9 protein-coding genes are annotated in these 13,387 nt (G+C 37.3%); 1 reads left to right on the top strand and 8 read right to left on the bottom strand.

The features are described from left to right. Positions 1-75 precede the first annotated feature (75 nt). From SFA27_RS21610 to SFA27_RS21575, 8 genes are all read right to left on the bottom strand, one after another. Positions 76-2,223, bottom strand: a complete 2,148-nt coding sequence (locus SFA27_RS21610; protein WP_407294808.1) for a T9SS type B sorting domain-containing protein — start codon at positions 2,221-2,223, stop codon at positions 76-78. 102 nt (positions 2,224-2,325) lie between these two features. Continuing rightward, the gene (locus SFA27_RS21605) at positions 2,326-4,398 is read right to left on the bottom strand and encodes a T9SS type B sorting domain-containing protein (RefSeq protein ID WP_047376439.1); all 2,073 of its coding nucleotides are present in this window, start codon (positions 4,396-4,398) and stop codon (positions 2,326-2,328) included. A 168-nt stretch (positions 4,399-4,566) separates the two neighbouring features. Then, entirely contained in the window at positions 4,567-5,172 is a 606-nt protein-coding gene (locus tag SFA27_RS21600; protein ID WP_264518823.1) for a lipopolysaccharide assembly protein LapB, read from the bottom strand. 303 nt (positions 5,173-5,475) lie between these two features. Further along, positions 5,476-6,711, bottom strand: coding sequence for an MFS transporter (locus SFA27_RS21595; RefSeq protein WP_047376443.1), 1,236 nt, complete (start codon positions 6,709-6,711; stop codon positions 5,476-5,478). A gap of 92 nt (positions 6,712-6,803) precedes the next feature. Next, entirely contained in the window at positions 6,804-7,166 is a 363-nt protein-coding gene (locus SFA27_RS21590; RefSeq protein WP_047376445.1) for a hypothetical protein, read from the bottom strand. Between the two features lie 69 nt (positions 7,167-7,235). Beyond that, positions 7,236-8,735: a GH3 auxin-responsive promoter family protein gene (locus tag SFA27_RS21585; protein WP_407294804.1), complete on the bottom strand. Its 1,500-nt coding sequence runs from the start codon at positions 8,733-8,735 to the stop codon at positions 7,236-7,238. Between the two features lie 135 nt (positions 8,736-8,870). After that, positions 8,871-9,164 carry a hypothetical protein gene (locus SFA27_RS21580; protein WP_047376449.1) on the bottom strand — a complete coding sequence of 98 codons (294 nt, stop codon included), beginning with the start codon at positions 9,162-9,164 and terminating at the stop codon, positions 8,871-8,873. Between the two features lie 182 nt (positions 9,165-9,346). Continuing rightward, positions 9,347-9,742: a hypothetical protein gene (locus SFA27_RS21575; RefSeq protein WP_047376451.1), complete on the bottom strand. Its 396-nt coding sequence runs from the start codon at positions 9,740-9,742 to the stop codon at positions 9,347-9,349. 244 nt (positions 9,743-9,986) lie between these two features. Here SFA27_RS21575 and mfd point away from each other — a divergent pair, with 244 nt between their 5' ends. Continuing rightward, positions 9,987-13,355 (top strand): transcription-repair coupling factor, encoded by a 3,369-nt coding sequence (gene mfd / locus SFA27_RS21570; protein WP_407294800.1) that lies wholly within the window; start codon positions 9,987-9,989, stop codon positions 13,353-13,355. The last annotated feature ends 32 nt before the right edge of the window (positions 13,356-13,387 follow it).

Genomic DNA, 13,387 nt, shown 5'->3' with positions numbered 1-13,387 from the left:
AACAGGAGGTTGATCTTGTTGATAAAAAAAATCACCTCGGTCTGAGGTGATTTTTTCAAGAAGATTAAGTATAGCTTATTCTTTATTTTTTACCAATACCCATCCTGAATATTTGGTTTCTGTATTGTCTTTATTGTTTTCGTTCCATGAGATCGTGTACCAGTAAGTTCCTGTCAGGATTTTCTTACCAAAGGCTGTTCCGTCCCAAGAGAAGTTATTCATTCTGTTAGCCTCATGAAGTTTGTTTCCGTATCTGTCATACACAATGAAGATAAGGTTTTTCTTGTAAGCTAATGCTGAGTAGTCAATAACATCATTTACATTGTCTCCGTTCGGAGTGATTGCGTTAATAAGGTTAGGAACTGTCACTGTCACCTGAATAGGAGTACAGTTGTACGTATCTTTTACATATATCGTATTCTCACCTCTTGGAAGTCCTGTGAATATGTTGGAATCCTGCCAGTTAACACCGTCTACAGAATATTTGTAAGGAGGAACCCCGCCTATAGCTGTTACTGTGATGTTGTTGTTGGTAATTTCGATTCCTGAGATTACTGGCTGAAGGCTTGCGTGAACACGTACTTCCTGAAGCGTGAAACATTTTCCAGTCTGAAGTTTTACCCAATAAACACCAACTCCCACGTTGCTGATAGACTGTGTAGTTTCGCCCGTGTTCCATTCGTAGTTTGCAAATCCAGGTCCTGCATCCAAAGTTGTTTTGCTTTCAGCACAAATTGTTTTGTCTTTTAATACGGCTGATTTTACCGGAGGTAATACTATCAGCTCTATTTTAGCAATCGAATAACATTGTTTATCATTGTCTACTCTTACATATACCGTTTTGCTTTCCGAAAGATAATTTAATGGTGTTGTAATAGGGTTGGTTTGAGCTTTGGCATCAGCTACTGATGTGTAATATTTAATAATAGTTCCTGTAGGGGTTGGAACGGCTACTCCGATATCAGCTTTAGAAAGATCGAATGTTGAACGGGTAACGTCAGTATCAATATAGCAGTTTTGGAGTACAGCATCTTTCAATACAACTGTTGGATAGAATGATAATCTGATTGTAGTGGTTGCAACACATCCGAAAGTAGAAACAACCTTTACATATACTGTCCCTTCTGCAGAAACATAATGGGTTGGATCTGTAATTTCATTCACCTCTGCATTCATATCGGTAACGGTCGTATAATACTTAATCGTTGCTCCGGTTCCTCCAAATACATTGGCTGTTGTTAGATTATACATTGCAGTGCCTGCTCCATTATTGTTACAAGAGTATAAAGTGGCAGTATTGGCTGAGATGCCCACATTGACAAACTTAAATTTCCCGGTTATGAAACATCCGTTGACGGGATTGGTTGGGTTGGTTGGGTCTTTATATACTACTCTGTAATAGTATGTTGTTGTTCCATCTACAGTTGCTATAGTAAGAGGATTTTCTCCTGTAAGAGCATCGTTGGTAGTTTTGTGATAAGTAACCTGGAAATTAGGATTGTTACCGTTAATAATAGCTGCTGAAAGTGTTGAAAAATCAAACTGAGTTGGTAACGCACAAACCATCACCTGGCTAGGATCGTTAGGCGCAGCTCCTGGAATTCCCGGAGGAATGAATGGATTCGGTGAAAGAACCGGATCGTTGAATGCAGAGCTTAAGCTTGCAGTACCTGACCATTCCATAGAAAAACCATTAACAGATCTACTGAAGTTGTCAATAACTAAATAATAGGTTTGACCTACCAATACATCCATGTAAGGGCTCCATTTACCATTGTTCATACTCGCTGTAGTACCAGGAGGATTGGTAGGGAATACTGCGGGTGGAGCAAGAGTAAGATCCAGACCTGTATCTCCCGGAGTACCGCTATAGTTACATCTTATGGGTTGTATGAAAACATGATCTGCATTCTGTAAGGAAGCACAGCCATTGGCTGTTGGCCCATATACAGCAAAATCATAATCATCGCCCTGATCGTTAGGTTTTATTTTAAATGCAAGTGTACCTGGTGTAGATACAGTGAAAGTGTACCAAACGGTATATCTTTCATTGGTGCTAAGACATCCTCCGTTTGCATTAAGAATTTCTATAATGTTTCCGGGTCCTGAAGGGGTGTAAGAAATATCAGAGTTACCACAGATAGGAATTGCTGTGATACAATCTGACTGTGAGTAGACTATCTGTGTTATCAATAAAATAAAAAGAAGTAGTATTTTTTTCATTGTTGAAACGATTTTTGTTAAACAAAATTGGGATCAATATATTTTATCATGATTTGCTAAAAGAAAAAGCCGCCAAAGCGGCTTTTCCATATTGTATAAGGATTATTCTCTGTTTTTTACAACGATCCAACCTGAAAACTTGAAAGGAGTATTCTTCTTGTCATTCTCATTCCATGTTATGGAGTACCAGTATGTGCCTGTCGGAATCTTCTTTCCTGCAATTGTTCCGTCCCATTTGTATCCGTTGGATTTATCTCCCTGGTGGATTTTTGTTCCATATCTGTCAAAGATACTCAATACCAGATTTTGTTTGTCTGCAATGGCAGAATAATCTACAACATCGTTCACACCATCTCCGTTCGGCGTAATGATATTGATCAGGTTAGGAACTACTATTGTCACTTCGATAGGTTCACAGTCATAAGCATCTTTTACATATACTTTGTATGTTCCTCTTGCTACATTAGAGAATGTATTGGAGGTTTGCCATAGGATTTTATCCATAGAATACTGATAATCCGGAGTTCCTCCTATTACATTGATTGTTAATGTAGTGTTGGAAACATCAATGTTTGTCACTACCGGCTGCTCAGAAGGATATACTGTTACCTTTTGAGTGGCAATACATTCTCCCGTTTTTAATTTTACCCAGTAAACTCCTACTCCTACATCTTTGATAGATTGTGTTGTAGCTCCTGTGCTCCATTCATAGCTTTTGAATCCAGGACCTGCATCTAATGTGGTAGTGTCTTCTACACAGATGATTTTGTCTTTCAGAACACTGGATGTTACCGGTGCAATAACTGTTAGACCGATTTTTACAACTACAAAACATCCTCTGGTATCAGATACTCTTACATATACCAGGCCGCTTGGTGCAATATAATTAGCATTTAAAATCTCGTTGGTCCCATCTATTGCGTCTGTCAGTGAAGGGAAGTATTTTTTCGTGATACCTGCCTGTGGCGTGATGACGGCAGCGTTATCAAGGTTGAATAAAGCTGTGGAAGGATTTGCTTCAATAAAACATGATCTTAGCTCAGCATCTTTTGCAATAATTTGCGGATAAAACTTAAGAGTAATTTCTGCAATATCAGTACATCCGAATACAGAAGTTACTTTTACATATATTTTACCCTCTGCAGAAACAAACTGATAGATATTGGTGATCTCATTGATTGAGTTATTCAGATCATATAAAGTATAATAATATTTTTTTGTTGCCGTAGGATCTGCAAAAACAGCGGCTGTTGTAAGGTCATAAGTTGCCGTACCTGCATTGTTGTTGTTACAGCTTGTTAAAGTAACGTTTGTTGCCTTGATCGTCCCATCTTTAAATTTAAATTTACCAGTCTGTCTACATTTATTAATAGGACTGTTCGGATTAGTAGGATCAGTGTAGTTGATACTGTAGAAATAAACACCTACAGGAGTAACTGTCTGAGGGCCAACAAGAGGGTTGTTACCTGTTAATGCATCATTTTGACTTGTATGGTAACTAATACTGAAGTTCGGGTTACCGTTAAGAATTCCTGCTGTTAATGAAGAGAAATCAAAAGTTGCAGGGTTTGCACACACCACTACTTCTCTAGGATCTGTAGGGTTTGCTCCTGGAATTCCCGGTGGAATGAATGGATGAGGCTGTATATTCGGATCTGTAAATGGAGAAGATAAAGTAGCTGTTCCACCCCATGATAATTTGAATCCGTTAGCGGTCTCTCTGTGGTTATTTACAATTAAATAGTACGTCTGGCCAGGTAATACATCAAGGTATTTCACCCATTTATCTCCTGAAGCATCCTCGCTAAGGTCTGTAGCTGTCATGTTAAGTCCTGTGTTTCCAGCTGCTCCGGAATAAGAACAGCGGATTGGAGTTCCAAGGTTACCACATGATTTGTTAGGTCCATATACACCGAAGTCATAATCATCGGTCTGATCATTGGGAATGATTTCAAAAGTAAGGGTTCCGGCTGTAGCTACCGTAAACGAGTACCATACAGAGTACTTTTCATCGGAAGATAAACATCCGCCCAGGTCTTCTGCAATGTCTCCATGCCCGCCCGGAGTATATGATATATCCGAGTTTCCGCAGACTGCCATTGCAGTAGGACAGTCTGACTGGGCAAATAAAAGATGTGAAAATATAATTGAGAAAACAAGTAATGCTTTTTTCATAAGAGTTGATTTTAAAAACAAATAGTAAAATTGTTTAATTACTAAAAAAATGTGGTGCTTTATCTGATACAAAAGGTTCCTGTGAACATTATATAACATTAAAGTCTTTTGTGTCAAAATAAAAACTGACCGCCCGATTCACTCAGGAGATCATACATTTTCTTACTGTTAATTTGTTCCGATCAGCTGTCTTCCCCAGTTAGGTGAGCTGGATGAGGCATTTGATATTTCGAATTCTGTGACTGCTTTTTGATATAATTTGATCGCTTCTGTCTTGTTGCCTTGCTTTTCAGCCATTTCAGCTTTTAAGAAAGAAAGTCTTGGATTGTTCTTTACAGTGGTTTCCGCTTTCGTCATAAAACTTGTAACTGTCTTTAGCTCCTTTTGGGGATCTGTAGCCGTTTTTATCCTGATTTTCTGAAAGTGGATGAGGGCAAGAAGAATATTTACTTCTCCGTTATTCTTTTCAGAAGCAAGGGCCTGCATAGCAAGTTTTCTTGCAGATTCATTAGACTCTCCAAGAGGGCTGTTCGGGCTGTTCTTTAAAAGGAAATTTGTTTTAAGATACAATGCTGCAGCAGCATAATAGTTGGCCTGCCATTTTTCTGAAGTTTTAGTTTCTGAAAACTTAGAAAAAAGAGTATCATAGTCGTTTTCTGTTTTTGCATTATTCAATTGCAATACAGATTGCTGTAAGGTTTGATCTGAAAAAAATTGGGCATTCATCAGCGAACCTGTGACGAAAAAGCTCAAAGTTAGTAAAAGTTTGTACATAGGGGGATATTTTATAAGGCAAATATAAAAAATTATTAACGTTAAATTAAAGATTTTGAGATATATTTAAAGAAAGTAATATATTGATTTTTAATATGGTATTTTATGGGTTGGTTAAAATTATATGGAGATCGTAAAGATATTATTGATTTGAATGAATATTTGAAATCTAATCGTTTAAATTATTTTTAAAAAAGGTCTATAAAAGTAAAATCAGAATAGAAAACGTTCTATTCTGATTTTAAGTATTTCGGATTTTTATTTTTACCGTTTGGAATTTGAAATAGATTGATAAAGAATAAGTTAATATTGCATTTTTCTTAGTTTAGGATTGGTGCTCCCCACAAGTAAAGCAACTAGAACAGTCATACAGCCTCCAAATACCACAGAACGTACAACCCCCAGTAATTTAGCCATAACACCGCTTTCAAACTGTCCCATTTCATTGCTGGACATAATGAAGATTGAATTTACACTGAGAACACGTCCTCTTATATGATCAGGTGTCTTTAACTGTACAATGGTACCTCGGATAACTACAGAAATTCCATCAAGCATTCCGCTCATTACAAGGAACATGAAAGACAGCCAATACAATTTGGATAAACCGAATCCAATAATACAAAGTCCGAACCCGGTAACAACGGCAAGAAGTATTTTTCCCTGATTTTTTCGGAGTGGAACAATAGATAAAATAGTAATAATACACATTGAACCAATATCAGATGCTGCGTTCAGCAATCCGAAACCTTCGGCTCCTGAATTTAGAATATCTGTAGCAAATACCGGAATCATCGCTACTGCACCACCAAAAAGTACGGCAAACATATCCAGACATAAAGCTCCTAAAATCTCTTTGGTTTTGAAAATATAAGAGATTCCTTCACGCATACTTTCCACTACATTTACAGTTTCCTTTTTGTATTCCGAATGCTGTTTACGAAGCTGCCAGAAAAATAATGAAGCAACAAATATTAATGATAAAATAGCGACCAATGTCCACTTTACCCCAATAAATCCAATAAGAATACCGCCTACTGCATGTCCGCAGACAGAAGAGATCAGGAAAGTGGCCTGGTTCAGTGTTACCGCATTGGGAAGATTTTCTTTCTTTACAATTTTAGGAATCATGGAAGGAACAATAGGACCGATAAAGGCTCTTGCGATCCCAGTAAAAAAGATAACTCCATAAATATAATAGGTGATCTGATGGCCGGTGAAATGCATCTCTACATCAAAAAATGCAGGTACCAGAAGAAGCCCGATCAGGAAAATATAAGCATAATTGCAGATAAGAAGAAGTCGCTTTTTCTCATTCATATCAATAACGTGTCCGGCATACAGCGCACAGCTTACAGCAGGAATTACCTCCGACAGGCCGATAAGGCCTATTGAAAAAGGATCTTTTGTTAATTGATATACCCACCATCCCAATAAAGTGGCCAGCATTCTGAAAGCTAAAACAATAAAAAATCTCCCAGTGAGAAGATTTCTGAATTCAACATTTTGTAATGTTTGTAACGGAGTAAAGGAAATCATGAACAAAAATAGCCCTAAAAATTTATTTAGGACTATTCATATGTTGATTTTTAAAAGATATATTAAATATATCCTGAAAGATAAAATCTATTTTAGTCTGCTCTTGAAGAACTGATTACAATTGCCGCAACACCCGCAGCTCCAATAATAGTAGCTCCGGCAGCAATTCTTGCCTTCCTTCTGTCTTTTACAGCTGCTACATTTGATTTAGGGATTACCACTTCTGTGCTGTCTTTTTTACCTGCCGTACCTACAAGATTATCACCAACAACGTTTCTGAACAGGATGGTCTGCTTTGGAGAGCCGTCTCTCATAGTTACTTTGTATATCTTTCCGGCTTCAAGATTGGAGTAATTGTTTTTTGAAATATCTTCGCTGTATTTTGTAGTAGCACAAGATGTAATAACAAATAAAGATGTTAGTAAAGACGATTTCAACAGTACAGATGCTTTCATTATTTTCTTTTAGTTTTTCAAATTTATAATTTTTTTTGAATATACGTTTTTGGAATTGAAAAAATATGATTAATTTTTGTAAATTTCTAAGAGATCTGCAATGTTTCTGTCATTAGCCAATCTCGGAGTCTTATTTTGCCCTCCCAGTTTCCCCTGAGATTTGGCATATTCGTGAAAGGCATTCTTCTTAAGTCTGGTGATATGCAGTTTCTGTAAAATATTCCCGGAAATAAGATCATCATAATAGGTGTTTCTTGCTCTCAATTGTGCATCCAGCTCATCTCTGAATGTATCTAAATGCTCCGGTTCTTTTTCAAATTCAATCAGCCACTCATGATATGGCAGCCCTTCGTCAGGATTCACCTGTGGAGCAAGATGGAACTCTGTAATCTGTGCCGGATGTTTTTCAAGAGTAGCTTTCATTGCCTCTTCCACCTCAAAAGCAATCACGTGTTCCCCAAATGCCGAAGTGAAATGTTTGGTCCTGCCGCTTACCAGAATCCTGTAAGGGTCTTTGCCGATAAACCTTACAACATCTCCGATAGAATAAGCCCAAAGTCCGGAATTGGTTGTGAGAATTAAGGCGTAATCTTTATGAAGTTCAATTTCTTTTAACGTTAATCTTCTAGCTCCAGGCTTGCCATATTCTTCCAAAGGAATAAATTCATAGAAAATTCCATGATTGGTCAATAGCAGAAGGCCTTCTTTTGTATAATCATCCTGAAAAGCAAAAAAACCTTCAGAAGCAGGAAATGTCTGAATGATATCCACTTTCCCTCCCAGGAGATCTTCCATTTTGTCCCGATATGGCTCGTAATTGACCCCTCCGGTAACGATAAGCTGCAGATTCGGGAAAAGCTGTTTGATTTTTTTACCATGTTTTTCTGTTAACTTCTCAAAATACATGATCAGCCATGGCGGAATTCCTGAGATCAGGGTCATGTTTTCACGCTCCGTTTCTTCAATGATTTTATCTACTTTGGCTTCCCAGTCTTCCATGATATTGGTTTCCCAGCTTGGTAGACGGTTTTTTTGAAGATAATTCGGGATGTGGTGCGCTACAATACCGGATAATCTTCCTGTTTTTATTCCAAAAACTTCTTCCAGTTCAGGACTTCCCTGCAGAAAAATCATTTTCCCGTTCACAAAGTCGGCATTGTTCTTTTTACTGATGTAATGAAACAGGGCACTTTGGGCAGCGGCAACCTGAAGCGGCATTCCATCTCTGGAAATCGGAATGTATTTAGATCCGGAAGTTGTTCCCGAAGTTTTGGCAAAATATTCAGGAGTTTCTGTCCATAGAATATTGGCTTGTCCTTTTTTTACTCTTTCTATATAAGGTTTCAGATCTTCATAATCTGCTACGGGAACTCTGTCCTGAAAATCTTTCACAGAACGGATGTTTTCAAAATCATGTTCCCGGCCAAAAAGTGTTTTTTGAGCCGTATTAACTAGAGAAAGTAATAAATCCTCCTGGTTTTTCTCTGCATTTTTTTTGAATTCCTCTGCTTTCAGAACATGTTTCTTTGCCCAGATCAGCGCTGCATTTTTCTTGAAGAAGTTTAACATGGGTCAAATTTATAAATAAGTAGAGAATATGGAATCATTTTTTACGAAGCTTCACATAAAAAAACCGATGGAACAAGTTCCACCGGCTTTTCGAAATTTGATTATGAAAATAACAACTATATGTTAATGTTATGCTTATTTGTTCACCTTGTACCTTTTATCAGGAGTACCATCTTTTTTCAGGTGCTTGTTTTCTTTATATCTCTTATCAGGAGTGCCGTCTTTTTTCATTTTGGCGGCAGGAGCAGCGGGCTTTGCTGCTTTTGCATCCATTGCTGGTTTTGCAGCTTTTACTTCTGCTGGTTTAGCGGCTTTCACTGCTGTTTTTACAGGAGGATGAGCCTGAGTGCTTGTAGCGGGAGCAGTCTGCTGAGCAGTTGCAAGTCCTAATCCAAGGATCAATGACATTGCAGATAATAGTTTTTTCATAAGAATTAATGTTTGTTTTTTGTTGAATAAAGATATACAAAAAGCAGGCTAGAAAATTGAGATTTTCAAACTTAACTAAAGTTTATTACTGCTTAAAAAAAAATTAAAACACTTCATTTCCAATAGAAAAGCCTGTCTTCAGATGAAAACAGGCTTGCAATAATATATAAATAGACAGGAGGCTAGCGTGTACAGTTGGCTGTCCACGTTTTACCATCCTTTGCGTATAGGATTTTTAACGTATTGTTGTCAATTCTGATATAAGAGGTTGCTGTAGAACCAATCATAACAAGAGTATGATCTCCTTCCTGATTAAACTCTATTCCGTTAAGATCCGGAATGCTGTTTGAGAAAGCGAAATTATACTTGGTGCCGCTGGCGATCTTCGTTACAAAAACACTTCCGTTATCTGTGCTTACATTAGTAGATCCACCGTCTTTATAAGATATACTCCCTTTATATGTTCCTGCAAAGAATTCATTGTTTACCGGGTCGTCATCCTTGCTGCACGACGAAAAAGATAATGCTGTAAATACCAGCATCATCATCACTCCTAAGATTTTAATTGCTTTTTTCATAATACTTAATGTTTGGTTAGGCTTGAAATGCCAAACACTATGCCATTAGGTGATAATTGAATTTTTTTAACGGGTTATTAGATAAAATTGTAAAAAATTAAGATTTATTAGCTAAATCATTCATTTTGAATCAGAAAGTCAATCCTGGTTTAATCGGAAGAAAAAAATATCCGTACCTTTGTATATCATAAACGGTTTCGGAAAACTCCCGAAATCGCTTTTGTCGTTTATATCATTACTATTTATGCAATTAAAATCCATCAACGAAAAGTTTCTTCCAGATCTGATGCAGAAAGAGTTCGGGAAAGAAATTTTCACTCAGTTAGAACACGGTCAGCATATTGCTGTGAAAGGAAGTGCGGGATCTTCAGTTTCTGTTTTTGTGGCTGAACTTTTTTTGGTTCAAAAGAAAAATATTCTTTATCTGGTAGATGATAAGGAAGATGCATTGTATGCTAATACAGAAATGGAAGACCTTCTTGGTAAGGATAAGGTGCTGTATTTTCCTGCTACCCATCTTGAACCTTATCAGGTGGAAAAAACACAAAATGCCAATCTGGTTTTAAGAACTGAAGTTTTAAATAAAATCAATTCCGGGAGATCTCCGAAAGTCATTGTAGCCTATGCCGGAGCTTTGTCTGAAAAAGTGCTGAAAAAAGAAGATTTTAAAGCCATTTCTCATCATATAAAAGTAGGAGATCAGCTTGATTTCGATTTTGTAGACGAACTGCTTACTCATTACCATTTTCAGCAGGCTGATTTTGTTTCAGAACCGGGAGAGTTTTCTGTAAGAGGGGGAATTGTAGATGTGTTTTCTTATTCATATGAAAAACCATATAGGATTACATTCTTTGGTAATGAAGTGGAAAGTATTAAAACTTTTGATATCGAAACTCAGCTTTCTGTAGATAAAGTAAAGGATTTTCAATTGGTTTCCAATATGAATTTTTCTGTTACAGGCAGCAGAGTGTCATTGCTGCAGCTATTGCCCAATGAAAGTTTTGTGGTTTCTAAAAATGGAGTGATAGGAATGCAGAAGATCAGGACGTTCTATGAAAAGTCCCTGGAAAAGTATGATACATTAAGTAAAGATATTGCCCACAGAACTCCTCAGGAACTTTTTATTTCTGATCAGGAGTTTTTATTTGATTATAAAAAATTCAAAACAGTTGACTTTGGTGGATCAGTGATTGAAGGATTGAAGGAGATTACTGAAGTCAAAATGGAGCAGCTTCCACAGCCGTCTTTTCATAAAAACTTTGAACTGCTGATTGAGGATATCGAAGAAAAGCAACATAGTGGGTTTGATACATGGATCTCCTTTTCAACAGAAAAACAGAAAGAAAGGCTGGAGTCTATCTTTGAAGAACTTGAACACGAACTTCCTTTTAAAAGCTTTAAATCTGAACTGCATGAAGGATTTGTAGATAATGGGCACAAGCTGCTTGTGTATACAGACCACCAGATATTTGACCGTTATCAGAGATATAAAGCCAAAAATACTTTTGCAAAATCAGAACAGCTTACTCTGAAAGACCTGATGTCTTTAAAGATTGGAGACTATATTGCCCATATTGATCATGGAATAGGAAAATTTATGGGGCTGGTAAAAGTGAATAATGATGGTAAGATTCAGGAATGTTTTAAGCTAACTTATAAAAACGGAGACTTATTATATGTAAGTATTCACTCTTTGCATAAGATTTCAAAATACAACGGACCGGATGGAAAAGAAATCGTTTTGAGCAAACTTGGTTCTCCAACCTGGAAATCATTGAAACAAAAAACGAAAGCGAAGGTAAAACAAATTGCTTTTGACCTTATTCAATTATATGCACAGCGAAAAACAGCAAAAGGTTTTGCTTATACACCGGATTCTTATCTTCAGAATGAACTGGAGGCAAGTTTTATCTATGAAGATACTCCGGATCAGGAAAAAGCAACAATAGATGTAAAGAAAGACATGGAAGCTGATACTGTTATGGACAGACTGGTTTGTGGTGATGTAGGTTTCGGTAAAACAGAAGTTGCAATTCGTGCGGCATTTAAGGCAGCAACAGACGGTAAACAGGTTGCGATTTTGGTTCCTACAACCATTCTTGCTTTTCAGCATTACAGAAGTTTTAAAGAAAGACTTAAGGATTTTCCTGTAAATGTTGACTATGTAAACCGATTCAGAACGGCGAAACAAAAATCAGAAACCTTAGATGCTTTAAAGAATGGAAAAGTGGATATTATCATTGGAACACATCAGTTGGTAGGTGGTTCCGTGAAGTTTAAAGATCTGGGTCTGCTGATTATTGATGAGGAGCATAAGTTTGGAGTTTCCGTAAAGGATAAATTGAAAACACTTAAAAATAATGTTGATACGCTTACGCTGACAGCTACTCCTATTCCGAGAACTTTACAGTTCTCATTAATGGCCGCAAGGGATTTATCCGTTATCAAAACACCACCGCCTAACAGGCAGCCTGTAGATACACAGTTAATTGGATTCAATGAAGAGATTCTTCGTGATGCCGTTTCTTATGAGCTTCAGAGAGATGGACAGGTTTATTTCATTAATAACAGGATTGAAAATCTGAAAGATATTGCCGGACTTATTCAGAGACTGGTTCCGGATGCAAGAGTGATTACAGGACATGGACAGATGGAAGGAAAGCAGCTTGAAAAGAATGTGCTTGATTTTATGGAAGGAAAATATGACGTCCTTGTTTCTACAACCATTGTAGAAAGTGGTGTGGATGTCCCAAATGCCAATACTATTTTCATCAATGATGCACAAAGATTTGGTATGGCAGATCTCCATCAGATGAGAGGAAGGGTAGGACGTAGCAACAGAAAGGCGTTTTGTTACCTGATTACCCCTCCTTATGATATGATGACTTCGGATGCCAGAAAGCGTCTGGAAGCCATTGAACAGTTTTCTGATCTTGGAAGCGGTTTCCAGATTGCAATGAAAGACCTTGAAATCCGTGGTGCCGGTGACCTTTTGGGTGCTGAGCAAAGCGGGTTTATCAATGAAATGGGGTTTGAAACGTATCAGAAACTAATGCAGGAAGCACTGGAAGAACTGAAAGATGATGCTGACTTTGAAAGTCTGTTTGAAAACGAGGAAGACAGACAAAAGCTTTTCAAATCTGTAAAAGATGTCAATATCGATACTGACCTTGAGCTGATGCTGCCTGATTTCTATATCTCCAATACCGAAGAAAGATTAATGCTATACCAGAAAATTGCAGAAATTAATAATGAAGTAGATCTTCATCAGTTTGAACTTGAGCTGATTGACCGTTTTGGAGCATTGCCGAAAGAAGCAGTCAATCTGTTGAAAAGCGTTTCTCTGAAATGGCTTGCTGCTGATATCGGTTTTGAGAAGATTGTTATGAAAAACGGAGTGTTCTTAGGGTACTTCCCGGGGAATCCTCAGGATAAATTCTACCAGACGGATAGATTCAGACATATTATTAATTATCTAACCCGAAATCCTGCCGAAGCCCAGCTTAAAGAAAAGTCCGGAAAAGAAGGTAATCAGCTGATGATGAGGAAAGAAAGGATAAAAAATGTAGATGAGGTCAATACATTACTGAAAGCTATTATTGAACATAATTAAATTATAGGTTTTGTTTTTTGTAAACAAATCTG

Source organism: Chryseobacterium sp. HR92, assembly GCF_045689405.1.
Lineage (GTDB): Bacteria > Bacteroidota > Bacteroidia > Flavobacteriales > Weeksellaceae > Chryseobacterium > Chryseobacterium viscerum_A.
Note: the sequence above shows the minus strand (reverse complement) of the source record. Positions and strands in the feature narration are given on the sequence as shown.

Excerpts from the sequence above, each read along its gene's own strand:
- SFA27_RS21575 (WP_047376451.1), bottom strand. The coding sequence starts at position 9,742 with ATGAAAAAAGCAATTAAAATCTTAGGAGTGATGATGATGCTGGTATTT.
- SFA27_RS21600 (WP_264518823.1), bottom strand. The coding sequence starts at position 5,172 with ATGTACAAACTTTTACTAACTTTGAGCTTTTTCGTCACAGGTTCGCTG.
- SFA27_RS21595 (WP_047376443.1), bottom strand. The coding sequence starts at position 6,711 with ATGATTTCCTTTACTCCGTTACAAACATTACAAAATGTTGAATTCAGA.
- SFA27_RS21590 (WP_047376445.1), bottom strand. The coding sequence starts at position 7,166 with ATGAAAGCATCTGTACTGTTGAAATCGTCTTTACTAACATCTTTATTT.
- SFA27_RS21610 (WP_407294808.1), bottom strand. The coding sequence starts at position 2,223 with ATGAAAAAAATACTACTTCTTTTTATTTTATTGATAACACAGATAGTC.
- SFA27_RS21580 (WP_047376449.1), bottom strand. The coding sequence starts at position 9,164 with ATGAAAAAACTATTATCTGCAATGTCATTGATCCTTGGATTAGGACTT.
- SFA27_RS21585 (WP_407294804.1), bottom strand. The coding sequence starts at position 8,735 with ATGTTAAACTTCTTCAAGAAAAATGCAGCGCTGATCTGGGCAAAGAAA.
- SFA27_RS21605 (WP_047376439.1), bottom strand. The coding sequence starts at position 4,398 with ATGAAAAAAGCATTACTTGTTTTCTCAATTATATTTTCACATCTTTTA.
- mfd (WP_407294800.1), top strand. The coding sequence starts at position 9,987 with ATGCAATTAAAATCCATCAACGAAAAGTTTCTTCCAGATCTGATGCAG.